The organism is Pseudomonas sp. ESBL9 (assembly GCF_036668715.1).
In the GTDB taxonomy this organism is placed as follows: domain Bacteria; phylum Pseudomonadota; class Gammaproteobacteria; order Pseudomonadales; family Pseudomonadaceae; genus Aquipseudomonas; species Aquipseudomonas lundensis.
In genome coordinates this window covers 381872-399190 of the sequence record NZ_JAZEVV010000004.1, presented here as the reverse complement: position 1 = coordinate 399190, position 17319 = coordinate 381872, and the positions used below count along the sequence as shown (strand labels likewise).

General features: G+C 58.8%; 13 protein-coding genes and 1 pseudogene. 6 read left to right on the top strand and 8 right to left on the bottom strand.

Going from position 1 to position 17319, the window contains the following annotated elements; translation table 11 throughout:
- Positions 1-26: 26 nt before the first annotated feature.
- Positions 27-2618 (bottom strand): glycosyltransferase, encoded by a 2592-nt coding sequence (locus V6F78_RS14215; protein ID WP_047277228.1) that lies wholly within the window; start codon positions 2616-2618, stop codon positions 27-29.
- 277 nt (positions 2619-2895) lie between these two features.
- On the opposite strand from V6F78_RS14215, the pseudogene tcdA reads away from it, so the two are divergent.
- Positions 2896-3690 (top strand): annotated as a pseudogene (gene tcdA / locus V6F78_RS14210) (tRNA cyclic N6-threonylcarbamoyladenosine(37) synthase TcdA); the annotation flags it as partial.
- 90 nt (positions 3691-3780) lie between these two features.
- Here the strand turns inward: tcdA and V6F78_RS14205 are convergent.
- From V6F78_RS14205 to V6F78_RS14190, 4 genes are read right to left on the bottom strand one after another with little or no spacing between them, the layout of a single operon-like run.
- On the bottom strand, positions 3781-4188 hold the full coding sequence (locus V6F78_RS14205) for a SufE family protein (protein WP_047295128.1): 408 nt from the start codon (positions 4186-4188) through the stop codon (positions 3781-3783).
- Positions 4185-5390: an aminotransferase class V-fold PLP-dependent enzyme gene (locus V6F78_RS14200; RefSeq protein WP_332727588.1), complete on the bottom strand. Its 1206-nt coding sequence runs from the start codon at positions 5388-5390 to the stop codon at positions 4185-4187. The genes V6F78_RS14205 and V6F78_RS14200 overlap by 4 nt, the downstream gene beginning before the upstream one ends.
- A gap of 59 nt (positions 5391-5449) precedes the next feature.
- Entirely contained in the window at positions 5450-6484 is a 1035-nt protein-coding gene (gene dapD, locus V6F78_RS14195) for a 2,3,4,5-tetrahydropyridine-2,6-dicarboxylate N-succinyltransferase (protein WP_047277225.1), read from the bottom strand.
- 42 nt (positions 6485-6526) lie between these two features.
- On the bottom strand, positions 6527-6898 hold the full coding sequence (locus V6F78_RS14190; RefSeq protein ID WP_047278272.1) for an ArsC family reductase: 372 nt from the start codon (positions 6896-6898) through the stop codon (positions 6527-6529).
- Between the two features lie 249 nt (positions 6899-7147).
- Between V6F78_RS14190 and V6F78_RS14185 the strand changes: the two genes are divergently transcribed.
- A complete protein-coding gene (locus V6F78_RS14185) occupies positions 7148-8794 on the top strand; it encodes a Na+/H+ antiporter (protein WP_047295123.1) in 1647 nt (548 codons plus the stop codon).
- Between the two features lie 55 nt (positions 8795-8849).
- Here V6F78_RS14185 and dapC read toward each other — a convergent pair whose 3' ends face one another.
- From dapC to map, 3 genes are read right to left on the bottom strand one after another with little or no spacing between them, the layout of a single operon-like run.
- Positions 8850-10049: a succinyldiaminopimelate transaminase gene (dapC, locus tag V6F78_RS14180; RefSeq protein WP_048376659.1), complete on the bottom strand. Its 1200-nt coding sequence runs from the start codon at positions 10047-10049 to the stop codon at positions 8850-8852.
- A gap of 26 nt (positions 10050-10075) precedes the next feature.
- The gene (locus V6F78_RS14175; RefSeq protein WP_332727585.1) at positions 10076-12778 is read right to left on the bottom strand and encodes a [protein-PII] uridylyltransferase; all 2703 of its coding nucleotides are present in this window, start codon (positions 12776-12778) and stop codon (positions 10076-10078) included.
- A 56-nt stretch (positions 12779-12834) separates the two neighbouring features.
- Positions 12835-13617 (bottom strand): type I methionyl aminopeptidase, encoded by a 783-nt coding sequence (gene map / locus V6F78_RS14170; protein ID WP_047278267.1) that lies wholly within the window; start codon positions 13615-13617, stop codon positions 12835-12837.
- Positions 13618-13996: 379 nt separating this feature from the next.
- Between map and rpsB the strand changes: the two genes are divergently transcribed.
- From rpsB to frr, 4 genes are all read left to right on the top strand, one after another.
- Positions 13997-14737, top strand: a complete 741-nt coding sequence (rpsB, locus tag V6F78_RS14165) for a 30S ribosomal protein S2 (protein ID WP_047277214.1) — start codon at positions 13997-13999, stop codon at positions 14735-14737.
- Positions 14738-14943: 206 nt separating this feature from the next.
- Positions 14944-15816 carry a translation elongation factor Ts gene (gene tsf, locus V6F78_RS14160; protein ID WP_047277212.1) on the top strand — a complete coding sequence of 291 codons (873 nt, stop codon included), beginning with the start codon at positions 14944-14946 and terminating at the stop codon, positions 15814-15816.
- A gap of 205 nt (positions 15817-16021) precedes the next feature.
- On the top strand, positions 16022-16765 hold the full coding sequence (gene pyrH, locus V6F78_RS14155; RefSeq protein WP_047277210.1) for a UMP kinase: 744 nt from the start codon (positions 16022-16024) through the stop codon (positions 16763-16765).
- A complete protein-coding gene (gene frr, locus V6F78_RS14150) occupies positions 16762-17319 on the top strand; it encodes a ribosome recycling factor (RefSeq protein WP_047277208.1) in 558 nt (185 codons plus the stop codon). The genes pyrH and frr overlap by 4 nt, the downstream gene beginning before the upstream one ends.

The window sequence follows — 17319 nt, the reverse complement described above, 5'->3', positions numbered from 1 at the left end:
GCCGCCGTTTAGTGGTTGCTGTCAATTTAGGCAGCAGGCAGTTCTTCAGGCGCTTCCACCGGTTTTGGCAGAGAAGACATAAAGGCCATCACCAGCGCCGCCAGATACGGCAACGATTGCACCAGCAGCATCACCACCCAGAAACGCATGTCGTTGCTCGGCAGGCCCTGGACGAAAAAGATCCCGACCGCGGCGCCCCAGAGCAGCAGCATGATGAACACTTCTTCCCGTGCTTCCGAAATTGCGACCCAGAAGCCGTGGTTATCGGCATTCTTGGGTGTACGGAAAAACGGAATGCTGGTGGTGAAAAATCCGTACAGCACCGCTTTGGCGATGGTGTGCGACAGCGCCAGCCCGGCCAATGCCGCCGCAAACGCATCTTTGAGGTTGACCCCCACGGCGCGGCGGTACAGGAAGATGATTTTGCCGACCTTGAACACAAACAGCGCCAGCGGCGGAATCGCGAAAATCAGCAGCGGCGGGTCGACCCGCGTCGGCACGATAATCATCGCCGCCGACCATAGCAGTGCCCCGACGGTGAAGAAGATGTTCATGCCATCCGCCACCCACGGCAACCAGCCCGCCAGGAAGTGATAACGCTGGCCACGGGTCAACTGAGAACCCTTGCCCCAGAGCAGGCTGGCCGCGTGACGTTTGATAATCTGAATCGCGCCGTAGGCCCAGCGGAATCGCTGTTTCTTGAAGTCGATAAAGGTATCGGGCATCAGCCCTTTGCCGTAGCTGTTGTGGGAATAGGCGGCGGAATAACCCTTTTCGAACACCCGCAAGCCCAGCTCGGCATCTTCGCAAATGCACCAGTCTGCCCAGCCCAGTTCTTCGAGCACCGAGCGGCGGGTCATGGTCATGGTGCCGTGCTGGATGATCGCGTCACGGTCGTTACGGGTCACCATGCCGATGTGGAAGAAACCTTTGTACTCGGAATAGCAGAGTTTTTTGAAGGTGCTTTCAGTCTGGTCGCGATAGTCCTGAGGCGACTGCACGATGGCGATTTTCGGGTCCGCGAAGTGCGGGACCATGTGTTTGAGCCAGTTGCGGTCCACACAGTAATCGGAGTCGATGACCGCAATCACTTCGGCATCCGGCGCGGTATGCGGGATCAGGTAGTTCAATGCGCCACCCTTGAAGCCTGCGAGCGGGGCGACGTGGAAGAACTTGAAACGTGGGCCCAGGGTGGCGCAGTAATCGCGCACCGGCTCCCAGACCGCCGGGTCCTTGGTGTTGTTGTCGATGATCAACACTTCGAAGTCCGGGTAATCGAGGTTGGCCAGCGCGTCCAGGGTCTGTTTGACCATGGCGGGCGGCTCGTTGTAGCACGGCACGTGAATCGAGACTTTTGGTCGGTAGGCGTTGTCGCTATCGACCGGTAAAAACTCCCTGCGCCTCTTGCGAATCCACACGGCTTCCGCCAGTTCGTGGGCCTCGGTCAGCAGGACGATAAACACCCCGAGAGCGCCGAGCCCCAGCAAGAAGCCCACGGTGAGGCTGAACCAGGTGCTGTATTGCTGACTGTAGTCGTAACCGATCCATACCAACACCGACCCGCACAAAAAGGCCGTGAAGGTCAGGAAGGTGCGACCGCGCTGGCGCAATGCCGAACCATCAATCAGCAGCAATGCCAGGGACAGCAAGCCCATGACGACCGAGCCAATGGCCAGGACGCGCCATTGCGGGATCGCCACGACCGGGCCTTCGAAGTTGAATTTCTGTTGGCGAGCGGCGTTGTACACGCCCCAGTACGCGCCCACAGAGCCTTCGTCACTGGCCTTCCAGGGTTGGTCGAAGGCTTCGATCACAAAATAGTTGTAACCGCGACGGTTCAGGGTGTTGACCAGGTTACGCAAGTAAATCGCCTGATCGGCCGGGCTGGCATCTGCGCCACCGCGCATGCGGCCGTTGCTCGGCCAGCCCACTTCCGACAGCAGCAAAGGCTTTTTCGGGAACAGTTTTTTCAGGTCCCGGGCACGGTCCAGTACAAATTCGCCAGCCTTGTCCACCGGGATAAATTCCCAGTACGGCAGGATGTGCGCGGCAATCAGGTCGACGTGCTTGGCCAGTTGCGGGTATTTCTCCCAGATGTGCCATTGCTCGGACGTGGTCACGGGCACCTTGACGGCCGCGCGCACGCGATCGAGCAGCACGATCAGCTCTTCTGGCGTGATCTCTTCACGGAATAGGGCTTCGTTGCCTACTACCACGCGTACAACGCTGCGCGAATTGTTGGCCAGCTCGATGGCTTTCTGGATTTCGCGCTCATTGCGCGCTTGGTCAGGGCTGATCCAGATACCGATGGTGACGCGCAAGCCGAACTCTTCCGCCAACTTGGGGATGTCACCCAGCGTGCCGTCGACCGAATAGGTACGGATGTTGTCGGTCAGCTTGCTCATGATCTCCAGGTCGCGACGCATTTCATCGTCGGACGGGTATTGATCTTTCTGCGGGTACTGGCCTTGCTGAAACGGCGAGTACGAAAAACCGGAGATTTGCTCGGGCCAGTTGGGCGCGGAGACCGGGCGATTGATGAGCGCCCAGAAGCCGGTGAAGAGGGCGGCAATGGCCAGAACCACCACCAGGTTGAGTCCAAATTTACGCGATGACATAACTGTTTTGGGTTCCAAAGGGAGTGGAACGAAGATCGGTCGGCACGTGCCAAACGGCGCGCATCCTACACTGGCTCTTAACGATGCGTACAGCAGGCGGCACATGGTCGGGCGTTTGGCAGCGATAGTCGACTTAAGTTCTTTCTTTATTACTTGTAGCTCTTATCTTGCTACTTAGTCGGCTATTAAAGCAGGCTTGGTCGGAAGTCTCGCAGGAAATGTACTCAAGCACAGTGAGAGACCCCTATAATGCGCGCCGGTTTTTGGGGTGGTGGTTATGAGTACAGAAGATCCGCGGTTTGCCGGTGTCGCCCGGTTGTATGGTCTGGAAGGCATGGACCGTCTGCGTCGCGCCCATGTGGCAATCGTTGGCGTGGGCGGCGTCGGGTCGTGGGCTGCCGAAGCCATTGCCCGTTGTGGTGTGGGTGAAATTTCGCTGTTCGACCTCGATGACGTGTGCGTCAGCAACACCAACCGCCAACTGCATGCCTTGAGCTCGACCGTGGGTCGGGACAAGGTCGAGGTGATGGCCGAGCGCCTGCGTGAGATCAACCCGGCCTGCACAGTGCATGCTGTGGCGGACTTCGTGACACGTGAAACCATGGCCGAGTACATCACCCCGGACATCGATTGCGTGATCGACTGCATTGACAGCGTGAATGCGAAAGCGGCGCTGATTGCCTGGTGCAAACGGCGCAAAATCCAGATCATCACCACCGGCGGTGCGGGCGGGCAAATCGACCCTACGTTGATTCAAGTGTGCGACCTGAACCGCACCTTCAACGACCCGCTGGCCTCGAAAGTGCGCTCCACGTTGCGCCGCGATTATGGGTTCTCACGCACGGTGACCCGTCACTACAGCGTGCCCTGCGTCTTTTCGACTGAGCAACTGCGCTATCCCAAGCCCGATGGCAGTATTTGCCTGCAGAAAAGTTTTGTCGGGGACGGCGTGAAGCTGGACTGTGCGGGCGGCTTTGGCGCGGTGATGATGGTGACGGCGACCTTCGGCATGGTCGCGGCCACCAAGGCGGTGGACAAAATCGTGGCAGGCGTGCGTCGGCCCTCAGAAAAGCTCAAGCAACCGCCACGTGCTCAGCCAGACCCGCTCCCGTCGAGCGAGGCAGGTGAGTGCGTCAATTCAGATAAGCCGGCCGCCTGACCGTTAACCGAGCGCCAGTTCACGCATCCGCTGCAACACGGCGTTCAGGCCATTGCTGCGGGAGGCAGACAGTTGGCGGCTGAGCCCCAACTGTTCGAACCACGCCGGTAAATCCACCTGCTGGAGTTCTTCGGTCGCTAAACCGTTTACCCGCGCCAGCAGTAAAGCAACCAGCCCGCGAATCAAGCGAGCATCGCTGCTGGCGGCAAACTGCCAGCGACCGTCTTTGAGCTCTGCGACCAGCCACACCAGGCTTTCACAGCCGTGTACCCGATTCGCATCGGTCCTGGCGTGCTCATCCAGCGCCGGCATGCGCTGGCCCCATTGCATCAGCAAGCGGGCGCGCTGCTCCCAGCCTGAGCACTGTTCAAAACTGTCGAGCGCTGCTTGCGCCTCTGTGGGTAAGGTCATCGCAGTAACTCCAACGCCTGGTCGAGCGCGACGAAGAATCTCTCAAGGTCTTCAGAGTCGTTGTACAGCGCCAAGGACACGCGAATGGCGCCTGCCAAGCCCATGCCTTTAAGAAGGGGCATTGCGCAATGATGGCCAGCGCGAACGGCTATGCCTTGTTCTGTGAGCAAATGCGCCAGGTCGGCGTTGTGTACGCCATCGACGACAAAGCTCACCAGGGCCAGTTGCGGCTTGCCCAGCAGGCGAACGCCCTCGCGCTGCTTCAAGCCTTCGACCAGCAGGGCGTGCAAGGCCGCTTCGTGAGCCTCAACGGCCCGCGCATCCAGGCTCGCCAGATAGCTCAAGGTCGCGCCCAGGCCGATCACGCTGGCAATCGGCGGGGTGCCCGCTTCAAAACCCAGGGGCGCCGGGCGGAAGGTTGCGTGGTGGTAGTCGGCGTCTTGCACCATCTCTCCCCCCAATTGCCAGTGCCGCAGGCGGGCCAAGGCTTCATGGCGCCCGAACAGCACGCCCAGCCCGTCCGGGCCATAGAGCTTATGACTGGAGAACACGTAGAAGTCGCACCCCAGCGCCTGCACGTCGTGGCGACCATGAACCACGCCCTGTGCGCCATCGACCACGGTCAGCGCATTCTGTGCCTTGGCCAGGGACAGCAAGGCGGGCAAGGGTTGCCAGACGCCGAGGACGTTCGACAACTGACTCACGGCCAGCAGACGGGTGCGCGGGGTGATGAGTTTGGCGGCGGCGTGCAGGTCAATGAGGCCGTCGTCGTCAAGCGGCAGAATCACCAGTTTCAGGTGTTGCCGCTGGGCCAGCTGTTGCCAGGGCAGCAGATTGGCGTGGTGTTCAAGGGCGCTGATGACGATTTCATCGCCCGCCGTAAAGTGGTGCTCCAGCCCATAGGCCAGCAGGTTGAGTGCCGAGGTGGCGCCGTGGGTGAAAACCACGGTGCCGCAGTCGCCGGCGTTGAGCCAGTGAGCGACTTTTGTGCGGCTGTGTTCGAACGCCTGAGTGGCGTGGGCGCCCGGTAAATGTTGGGCCCGATGCACATTGGCGGCGCCACTGGCGTAGTAATGCGTCAGTGCGTCAAGCAGGGCCTGGGGTTTTTGTGTGGTAGCAGCGTTGTCCAGATAGGTCTGGTCCTGACGTTGCAAAGCGGCGATGGCCGGAAAGTCCGCACGCCAGGGAGAAGGCAAAAGCATGGTGTTCAGGGCTCAGTTGACGAGGCCGGAAGCCGGCCCCGTCAGTGGCAGACAGACGCTTAGTTGTGAGCGTGCAGGGCTTCGTTCAGCTCGATGGCCGACTTGTGGGTTTTGCATTCCACGGCGCCGGTTTCGGAGTTGCGACGGAACAGCAGGTCAGGTTGACCGGCCAGCTCGCGAGCCTTGACCACTTTGACCAGCTGGTTGTTTTCGTCCAGCAGGGCCACTTTGGTGCCAGCGGTCACGTACAGGCCCGACTCCACGGTGTTACGGTCGCCCAGCGGGATGCCGATACCGGCGTTGGCGCCGATCAGGCAGCCTTCGCCCACCTTGATCACGATGTTGCCGCCGCCCGACAGGGTGCCCATGGTCGAGCAGCCGCCGCCCAGGTCAGAGCCCTTGCCGACAAACACGCCCGCCGAGACACGGCCTTCGATCATGCCCGGGCCTTCAGTGCCTGCGTTGAAGTTGACAAAACCTTCGTGCATCACGGTGGTGCCTTCGCCGATGTAAGCACCCAGACGCAGGCGAGCTGCGTCGGCGATGCGCACGCCAGCCGGGACCACGTAGTCGGTCATTTTCGGGAATTTGTCGACCGAGAACACTTCCAGCAGTTCGCCACGCAGGCGGGCTTCGAGTTGACGCTCGGCCAGTTCGCTCAGGTCGATGGCGCCCTGGCTGGTCCAGGCCACGTTTGGCAGCAGCGGGAACACGCCCGCCAGGCTCAGGCCGTGGGGCTTGACCAGACGGTGCGACAACAGGTGCAGCTTGAGGTACGCCTCGGGGGTGGACGTCAGGGCGGCGTCTTCTGCCAGCAATGTGGCAACCAGCGGCTTGTGGCTTTCAGCCAGACGGGTCAGCAGGGCAGCCTGGGCCGCGTCCACAGGTTTGGCGGCTTCGGCCATCTGTGCGGCTTGAGCCGTGGTGAAGGTGATTGCCTGATTGCCGCCGGTGTAACCCAGAATCGGGGCGATGGCTGCGATCAGCTCGGCCGACGGGTTGAGCAGGGGCTGTGCGTAGAACACTTCCAGCCATGCGCCTTGACGGTTTTGGGTGCCGACGCCGAAGGCTGCGCTGAACAGGGTAGTAGACATGCAATTACCTCTTACAAAAATAAATGGGCGGAACCATGGCCTTTAAGCCTTTTGAAGAAGGGCCGCCGCATAAAGATCTGGCTTGAAGCCAATCAGGGTTTTGTCACCGAGATCGAGCACCGGGCGCTTGATCATCGAGGGTTGGGCGAGCATCAGTTCAACGGCTTTGGCTTGGTCGAGATCGGCTTTGTGTTCGTCGTCGAGTTTGCGAAAGGTTGTTCCGGCCCGGTTGAGCACCACTTGCCAGCCGTGTTCGTTGCACCACTGGTTCAGGTGATCGCGGTCGATGCCGCTGCTTTTGTAGTCGTGAAAATCGTAAGGCACCCCATGTTCATCCAGCCAGGTGCGAGCCTTTTTCATGGTGTCGCAGGCTTTAATGCCAAAAAGGTGCAACGTCTTGCTCGAGTCGGTCACGGAAATTGCCCCTCCTTTGGAGATGCTGAAAATGAGCGGTCGCGGATTATGCCACGACCGGCGCGCCGGATGCGCCAGCCGTAGAGGTTGCCACAGTGTTGTGACATGTCATCACGCCATTGCGACTTTTGTTCAGCGGTCAGAGTGAGTGGTTAAAGGCTACTATGGCCCTTGATGGAAAAGTGTTGCTACTTATGTTTAGTTTAAAGCCGTTCTGATTAAAGCGGCGTGTCCGGGAACCTTGCTGATATGCAAACCGCCTATACCGTCCTCATCCTGCTGATGCTGGTCGGGGTCTCGCGTCTGTTGGGGCGTTTGATTCCGTTGCCGCTGCCCTTGGTGCAAATCGCCGCGGGCGCCTTGCTGGCCTGGCCTACTCTGGGACTGCACGTGGCGCTGGACCCTGAACTGTTCCTGTTTCTGTTCTTGCCACCGTTGCTGTTTTCGGATGGCTGGCGCATCCCTAAGCGAGAATTCTGGCGCCTTAAGGGGCCGATCCTGACGCTGGCCGTCGGTCTGGTGTTATTTACGGTGGTGGGCGCGGGTTATTTCATTCACTGGTTGCTGCCGACCATTCCTTTACCCGTTGCCTTCGCGCTGGCTGCCGTCCTGTCGCCGACCGACGCCGTGGCGGTCTCAGCCATTGCGCAAAACCGTTTACCGGCGCCCTTGATGCATATGTTGCAAGGGGAAGCGTTGATGAATGACGCGACGGGCCTGGTGACGTTCAAATTCGCGTTGGCGGCAGCGATCACGGGCGTTTTTTCGTTGGCCAATGCCAGCGTCACCTTCCTGTTGGTGGCCTGTGGCGGCTTGGCCATTGGTGTGGCGTTGAGCTGGGTGGTCGGGCGCATGCGCTCGTGGATGATCGCTCGCGGTTGGGACGACCCGGCAACGCACGTTGTGTTCATGTTGCTGCTGCCTTTCGCCGCTTACGTACTGGCCGAACGTCTGGGCGCGTCCGGGATTTTGTCGGCCGTGGCCGCGGGGATGATGCAGAGCTGGCTGGACCTGTTGCCGCGTCAAACCAGTACCCGTTTGCTGAACCGCAGCGTCTGGGGCTTATTGGAATTTGCGTTCAACGGGCTGATCTTTTTGCTGTTGGGGCTGCAACTGCCTGACATCATCAAGGCGGTTGTCAGGCTGGAAACCCACCTCTGGCCCACGCTGATGTATCGCATCCTGGATGTGGTGGTGATCTTCCTAGTCTTGATCGCACTGCGCTTTATCTGGGTGCAGAGCATCTGGCGCTTGTCTGGCGTATGGCGGCGCTGGCGCGGCAAGCAAGAACTGACCATGGTGCCGACGGCCCGTTCCTGCTGGATTCTGACCGTGGGCGGTGTGCGCGGGGCAGTGACGCTGGCGGGCGTGATGTCGATTCCCTTGTTGCTCAATGAAGGGCTTGATTTTCCCGAGCGTGAGCTGCTGATCTTTATTGCGGCCGGGGTGATCTTGCTGTCGTTGATCGTGGCTTGTATTGCCTTGCCGTTATTGTTGCGCGGCATCGCCCAAAGCTCGGATGACGCGATGCGCACTGAAGTGCGTGAAGCCTGGCGCCGTACGGCGGAGGCTGCCATCCATGCGCTGGAGACCGAGGAGGTGATTGACCCAGACCATCCGCCGGACGCTGCCCAAGCGGCGTTGGCCGCAGAGCTGAAGGCGCGGATCATGTCTGAATACCGGCATCAACTTGACGTGTTCAATGATTCTGCAGAAGCGCAGGCATTGGCATCGAAGATGGATGAACTGGAAGGCCGCCTGCGCCTCAAAGCGCTCAGGGCACAGCGCCTGGAGCTCTACAGCCTGCGTCGACATCACGAAATTGGCGATGACGTGCTCAGCGAAATCCTGCGCGATCTGGACTTGAGTGAAGCCAATCTGGGCACAGTGAAGTAACGCGGTGCGTGCCGGTGTGCAGGCGCGAGCGTGCTCGCTCCTGCACCTTCAGGGGTTATGTGCGGCGTTCAATAAACGCGCGAATCCGCCCTGCGGCTTCCACGCATTCAGCCAGGGGGGCGACCAGCGCCATGCGCACGCGGCCCGCGCCCGGGTTGAAACCATCGACTTCACGTGACAGGTACGAGCCCGGCACCACAGTCACGTGTTCTTCGGCAAACAGGTCGCGGCAGAAAGCGGCGTCGTCACCTTTCACATTCGGCCATAGATAAAAGCCGCCATCCGGGCGTTGTACATCCATGACCGGGCTCAGAATCTCCAGCACCGCGTCAAACTTCTCGCGGTACAGGTCGCGGTTGGTGCGCACGTGGGCTTCATCGTTCCAGGCGGCAATGCTGGCCAGTTGGGTTTGAACAGGCATGGCGCAGCCGTGGTAGGTGCGGTAGAGCAAGAAGGCCTTGAGGATGTCGGCATCACCGGCAACGAAGCCGGACCGCAGCCCTGGCAGGTTCGAGCGCTTGGACAGGCTGTGGAACACCACGCACCGTTTGAAATCCTCGCGGCCCAAGGCTACGCAGGCGCTGAGCAGGCCGACGGGCGGGGTGGTTTCGTCGAAATAGAGTTCGCTGTAGCACTCATCGGCGGCAATCACGAAGTCGTGTTCGTCGGCCAGCGCAATCAGCTTTTTCAGGGTTTCAAGCGGGATCAGGGCGCCTGTCGGATTGCCCGGCGAGCACAGGAACAGGATCTGGCAGCGCTGCCACGTGTCGGCCGGGACAGCGTCGAAATCGGGGTTGAAGCCGTGTTCAGCCAGGCATGGCAGGTAGTGCGGCGTGGCCCCGGCGAGCAAGGCCGCGCCTTCGTAGATTTGGTAGAACGGGTTCGGGCTGATGACCAGCGCGTCGTCGCCACGGTTGACCACGGTTTGAGTGAAGGCAAACAGCGCTTCACGGGTGCCGTTGACCGGGAGGATGTTACGCGCCGGGTCGAGCCAGCCCGCAGGCACGTTGAAACGGCGCTCGGCCCAGTGGGCAATGGACTCACGCAGGGCCGGGATGCCCAGCGTGGTCGGGTAGACCGCCATCTGGTCGAGGTTGTCGGCCAGGGCTTTGGCCACGAAATCGGGGGAGCGGTGCTTGGGCTCGCCAATCGACAGCGCAATCGGGCGTTTGTCGGCATTGGGCTGCACGCTGCCCAGCAAGGCACGCAATTTTTCGAACGGGTAAGGCTGCAACTGGTTCAGAGCGTTGTTCATCGGGTGCGGATCTCACTCGGCGGCGCTTAAATGCTCAGGCGCCACGGTTCTGGGGCGGAATCTTTATTGACCGTTAATTGCTCCACGATTGCTTCCTGCAGGCGTATGCACAGTTGGGGGTCAGACAAGGGTTGGTTGTTTTCATCGGTAATGAAAAAAACGTCTTCGACGCGCTCGCCTAACGTCGCGATCTTGGCGTTTTGCAGCGAAAGATCGAATTCCAGGAAGATCATGCCAATGCGGGCCAGCAGGCCGGGGCGGTCGGGTGCGCTGAGTTCGAGCACCGTTACGGGGCGTTGTGCATCGTTATGGATCGTGACCTGTGGCGCAAAGGCGAAGTGCTTGAGCTGGCGCGGCACGCGGCGCTGGATGATGGTCGGGTAGTCATCCGGGTTGCGCAGGGCTTCGGTCAGGCCCTTGCGGATCTTTTCGATGCGCTCGGGGTTGTTGCCAATCGAGTCGCCATCGTTATCGAGCACGATGTAGGTGTCGAGGGTGAACTGGCTGCTGGACGTGATGATGCGCGCGTCGTGGATGTTCAGGTTGAGCTGGTCCATTGCCGCCACTGTCACGGCGAAGAAGTCGTGTTGATCGGGGGCGTAGATGAAAATCTGCGTGCCGCCTTCGAAGTCGCGCTGGGTGGTTTCCTTGATCAGCACCAGCGGGCCGCCGTCGGCCGGCTGTTGCAGGATGGCCTCGGTGTGCCACGCCACATCGGAGGAGGTGTGGCGCAGAAAGTAGTCATCCCCCAGCTGCGACCAGAGCTGCTCGACATCGTCTTGATCGTTGCCGTTGCGCACCAGCGTGTCGAGGGCCGCGCTTTGGGTCTGGCGGATTTGCTCTTCGCGGTCGACAGGGTTTTCCAGCCCGCGACGCAGGGCGCGCTTGGTCTCGGTATAGAGCTGGCGCAACAGGCTGGCTCGCCACGAATTCCATAGGGTCGGATTGGTCGCGTTGATGTCGGCCACGGTCAGGACATACAGGTAGTCAAGGTGGGTTTCATCGATGACTGTCTGGGCGAAATCGTGGATGACTTGCGGGTCGGACAGGTCTTTGCGTTGGGCGGTGGTCGACATCACCAAGTGGTTTTGGACCAGCCACACGATCAGGCGCGTGTCCCACTGGGGCAGTTGATGACGGATGCAAAACGCTTCGGCATCCACGGCGCCAATCTCGGAATGGTCGCCATGGCGGCCTTTGCCGATGTCGTGGTAAAGGCCTGCCAGGTAAATGAGTTCCGGTTTCGGCAGCTTGGCCATCAATTTGCTGGCCAGCGGAAATTTGTCCGACACCTGGGTGTACTGCAATTTGCGCAGGTGCTTGATCAGGTTCAGCGTGTGGGCGTCGACGGTGTAGATGTGGAACAGATCGTGCTGCATCTGGCCGACGATAAAGCCGAATTCAGGCAAATAGCGCCCGAGAATGCCGTAGCGGTTCATTCGGCGCAGGTTGCGGTGAATGCCGATTTTGCATTTGAACAACTCGATAAACAGGCTGGTGTTACGGATGTCGTTACGGAAATCGTCGTCGATCAGGTAACGATGCTCACGCAGCAGGCGAATCGTATCGGCGCGCACGCCCTTGATTTCCGGGCGCTGGGCCATCAGCAGGAAGATTTCCAGCATGGCGAACGGTGTGCGTTTGAACACGTTGTCGCTGGTGGCTTCGATGTAGCCGTCGTGCAACTGGAAGCGGGAGTTGATCGGGGCGGGTGGCGCTTCGTCTTCGGGGGCGAGGATCACCTCTTCGAAGTGCTGGATGATCAGGTCGCTGAGCTGCGCGATGCTCATGACCACCCGGTAATACTGTTGCATGAAGTTTTCGATCAGGTGCTTGGTGTCATCACCGGTGAAACCCAGCAGTTCAGCGATGCTGCGTTGATGGTCGAACAGCAGGCGATCTTCGGCGCGCCCGGCCAGCATGTGCAGGGCATAGCGAACCTTCCACAAAAACTCCTGGGAGGAGGCGAGCAGGGCGTGCTCGCTCTCCACCAGAAACCCCTGTCCGGCCAGTGCGCGCAGGCTCAGGGTGCCGTATTGGCGTCGCGCTACCCACAAGATGGTCTGGATATCGCGCAGGCTGCCGGGTGAGCCTTTGACGTTGGGCTCCAAGTTGTATTCGGTGTCGTTGTATTTGTGGTGCCGGGCTTTCTGTTCGGCATGCTTGGCCAGGAAGAAATCCTTGCTGGGCCACATGTGCGCGGTGCTGGTGACATCCAGCATGCGCTGGCGCAGATGTTCAGGGCCCGCCACGGTGCGGCTTTCCATCAGGTTGGTGATGATGGTCAGGTCGCCCCGGGCCTGCTCGGCACACTCGTCCACCGAGCGCACGCTTTGACCGACTTCCAGACCAATGTCCCAAAGTAATGTCAGAAAGCGCTCAATGGAGTCGCGAAAAATTTCGTGATCGGCGTTATCCAGCAGGATAAGCAGGTCAATGTCGGAGTAGGGGTGCAGCTCGCCACGGCCGTAGCCGCCCACGGCCACGAGGGCGATGTCGGCGTCGGTGCTCCAGCTGAACTGGTCCCAGGCCTGATTCAGGATGCAGTCGACGAACCAGGCGCGATCTTCGATCAGGCGACGAATGTCGCGCCCTTTGCGAAAACGGTCGTCGAGCACTTCACGTGCCTGGCGGATCGCCTTTTTGAATGCGGCAATGGGGCTGGCTTTTAAGGCCAGCTCGGCCTGGAACTGGCCACGGTCAAAAAGTTCGGGATCCACCTGCGGCATCGATTGGCTTTCCTATGGCTGGGTTGTGGCTATCTGAAAAGAAGCGACTGCAAACATCAGGCCGAAACGCGGGGGATGGTGTCATCGCTGCGCAGGGTGAAAATCTCGTAGCCCGTCTCGGTAACCAGCAGGGTGTGCTCCCACTGTGCCGACAGCTTGCGGTCCTTGGTGATTGCGGTCCAGCCATCACCCAGTACTTTGGTGTCTGCCTTGCCCTGGTTGATCATCGGCTCGATGGTGAAGGTCATGCCGGCCTTGAGTTCCATGCCGGTGCCGGCGCGGCCGTAGTGCAGGATCTGCGGCTCTTCGTGGAATACCTTGCCGATGCCGTGGCCGCAGAACTCGCGCACGACGGAAAACCCGTTCTTTTCGGCGTGCTTCTGGATGACTTCGCCGATGTCACCCAGGCGGCAGCCCGGTTTGACGATTTCGATGGCTTTGTACATGCATTCCTGGGTCACTTGCGACAGGCGCTCGGCCCAGACCGGCACTTTGCCGATGTGGAACATGCGGCTGGTGTCGCCGTGGTAGCCATCCTTGATCACCGTGACGTCGATGTTCAGGGTGTCGCCGTCTTTCAGGGCCTTGTCGCCCGGAATGCCGTGGCAGACAACGTGGTTGACCGAGGTGCAGATCGACTTCGGGAAACCTTTGTAATTGAGCGGGGCCGGGATGGCCTTTTGCACATTGACAATGTAGTCGTGGCAAATGCGGTCGAGCTCTTCGGTGGTGACGCCGGGCTTGACGTGCTCGGCGATCATTTCCAGGACTTCGGCGGCCAGTTTGCCGGCGACGCGCATCTTTGCGATGTCCTCGGGGGTTTTGAGGGTGACGGTCATACAGGCTCTCTTTGCGCGTTAGCGCTCATCAACGGAATTGCAGGTGCGAAGTGACGGCTGGCGTCGCGCACCGCGAAAAAAACGCGATTCTAACAGACGGTCGGCGTTAATCATGAGCCTTGCGCCATCGCTTCTCTTAATAGAAAGGGGCATTCTGGCGCTATTGCGCGGCTTGCGCAAAAGCGCGTGGAAGAAAGTCAGAATCCGTGTTTCGTTTTTTGGCCGTCTTGTGTTATAAAATGCGCCGCTTTCCGGGTATAGCCCGGTGAGCACAAACCCACACACGTGTCGACACGATGACCTGGGTGCCTTCAGCTCGAAGCTGCTGGTTGGTCATTGGGATACGTGGAGGCCTAACCCGACTTACTAAGGAACTATCATGTCCCAAGTCACTATGCGCGATATGCTGAAGGCCGGTGTGCACTTCGGTCACCAAACCCGTTACTGGAACCCGAAGATGGGTAAATACATCTTTGGCGCGCGTAACAAGATTCACATCATCAACCTTGAAAAAACCCTGCCAATGTTCAACGAAGCTCTGACTTTCGTAGAGCGTCTGGCCCAGGGCAAAAACAAGATTCTGTTCGTCGGCACCAAGCGTTCCGCTGGCAAGATCGTTGCTGAAGAAGCAGCACGTTGCGGTTCGCCGTACGTGGATCACCGCTGGTTGGGCGGCATGCTCACCAACTTCAAAACCATCCGTGCTTCCATCAAGCGTCTGCGTGACCTTGAAGTGCAGGCAGAAGACGGTACTTTCGCCAAGCTGACCAAGAAAGAGGCGCTGATGCGCACTCGCGATCTGGAAAAGCTGGATCGTAGCCTGGGTGGTATCAAGGACATGGGCGGTCTGCCAGACGCTCTGTTCGTTATCGACGTTGACCACGAGCGTATCGCGATCACCGAAGCTAACAAGTTGGGCATCCCGGTAATCGGCGTTGTCGATACCAACAGCAGCCCGGAAGGCGTTGACTACATCATCCCGGGCAACGATGACGCAATCCGCGCTATCCAGCTGTACATGGGTGCGATGGCTGACGCTGTTATCCGTGGCCGTAACCACGTTGCTGGCGGCACCGACGTTTTCGTCGAAGACGCTCCAGCTGCAGCGGTTGAAGGCTGAGTAATAAACGCCTAGCGTTTACTCAGTACGCAAAAAGGGGGCTTGGCCCCCTTTTTGCCACCTCGAAATCCATTTGTTGGACAGGCCTCTGTCGTTGCTGTATCAAATTGCGGCACACAGGGTTGCATCGAGGCAGGCTTCATACGAATTGAACGCCCGTTTGGTCGGGTGGAATGGTTGAAAACCTATCCAAGAGGAATTTTGAAATGGCAGAGATTACTGCAGCGTTGGTTAAAGAACTGCGTGAGCGTACTGGCGAAGGCATGATGGATTGCAAGAAAGCCTTGACCAAGGCTGGCGGCGACATCGAAAAAGCCATCGACGACATGCGTGCTTCGGGCGCCATCAAGGCCGCCAAAAAAGCAGGCAACGTTGCTGCTGAAGGCGCTATCGCAGTGAAAGTTGCTGACGATAACAAGTCTGCCGTTATTCTTGAAGTTAACTCGCAAACCGACTTCCTGGCTCTGCAAGAAGACTTCAAAAACTTCGTGGCTGCCAGCGTTGAAAAAGCATTCGCGGACAAACTGACCGACGCAGCTCCGCTGATCGCCGCTCAAGAATCTGCTCGTGAAGCACTGGTTGCCAAAGTAGGCGAGAACGTTAACATTCGCCGTCTGGTGCGTGTTGAAGGTGACGTGGTTGACGCTTACCTGCACGGCAACAAAATCGGTGTTGTGGTTTCGCTCAAAGGCGGCAACGCTGAGCTGGCTCGTGACATCGCCATGCACGTAGCGGCGAGCAACCCTGAGTTCCTGCTGCCTTCGGAAGTTTCTGAAGAAGCAATTGAGCGCGAAAAAGCTGTGTTCCTGCAGCTGAACGAAGAAAAAATCAAAGGCAAGCCAGAAAACATTGTTGAAAATATGGTCAAAGGCCGTATCAGCAAGTTCCTGGCAGAAGCCAGCCTGGTTGAGCAGGCGTTCGTCAAGAACCCTGAAATCAAGGTCGGTGAGCTGGCCAAGAAGGCCGGTGCTGAAATCGTTTCCTTCACTTACTTCAAAGTAGGCGAAGGCATCGAGAAGCCAGTTGACAACTTCGCTGAAGAAGTTGCTGCTCAAGTGGCTGCAGCCAACAAGCAATAAGACGGTTTCAACTGTCGACCCAAGAGGCTGCCCGCTCACGCGCGCAGCCTCTTTTCAAATGGGTGAAGGTTTTACCTCGCCCGGCGGAACCGGTGTACAAAATCGCGATCCGATGGTGCTGTTATCCGGCGCCAAGCTAGAGTAAACGCAGGCTGAAAACAGCCTCGCACAGATTTTTTATAAAACGCGGCAGGAGAGATTCGCAATGGCTCAGCAGGGCAGTGGTTATCAAGCTCGCTATAAACGCATTCTACTCAAGCTAAGCGGCGAAGCCCTGATGGGCTCTGAAGAGTTCGGGATCGACCCCAAGGTGCTCGACCGCATGGCGCTGGAAGTCGGCCAGTTGGTGGGTATCGGCGTTCAGGTAGGTTTGGTGATTGGTGGTGGCAATCTGTTCCGTGGCGCTGCATTGAGCGCTGCCGGTATGGATCGCGTGACTGGCGACCACATGGGGATGCTCGCGACCGTGATGAACGCCCTGGCGATGCGCGATGCGCTGGAACGTGCGAATATCTCCGCCATCGTAATGTCGGCCATCTCCATGGTGGGTGTGACGGATCATTACGACCGTCGCAAGGCCATGCGTCACTTGAACGCGAAGGAAGTGGTGATTTTTGCTGCGGGTACAGGCAATCCATTCTTCACAACGGATTCTGCCGCGTGCTTGCGCGCCATTGAAATCGACGCCGACGTAGTACTCAAGGCCACCAAGGTTGACGGTGTTTACACCGCAGATCCATTCAAAGACCCGCATGCCGAGAAGTTCGATCATCTGACTTACGATGAAGTGCTGGATCGCAAGCTGGGCGTGATGGACCTGACAGCTATTTGTCTGTGCCGCGACCACCAGATGCCATTACGTGTCTTTAACATGAACAAGCCCGGCGCCCTGCTCAACATCGTTCACGGCGGCGCTGAAGGCACTCTGATCGAGGAAGGTCAACAATGATCAACGAAATCAAGAAAGACGCACAAACGCGTATGCAGAAATCGCTGGAATCGCTGAGCCATGCATTTGGTCAGATTCGTACCGGCAAGGCTCACCCAAGCATTTTGGGTAGCGTGATGGTGCCTTACTACGGTGCTGATACACCGCTTAGTCAGGTAGCGAACGTAACCGTTAAAGATTCTCGCACCCTGCAGGTCGTGGCGTTTGAGCGCAACATGCTTCAAGCCGTGGATAAGGCGATTCAAAGCGCTGGCTTGAACCTCAATCCGACCAACCTGGGCGAATTGCTGCTGATCTCCATGCCAGCCCTGACGGAAGAAACCCGTAAAGTATTCGCCAAGCAGGCGCGTGATGCGGCTGAAGATGCGCGTATTGCGGTACGTAATATCCGTCGTGATGCGTTGAGCCAGTTGAAAGACCTGGTTAAAGAGAAAGAAATCAGTGAAGACGAAGAGCGTCGCGCAGCTGACGAGATCCAGAAGCTGACCGACAAGGCTGTCGCGGATATCGAAACGGCTACCAAGCAGAAAGAAGCGGACCTGATGGCCGTATAA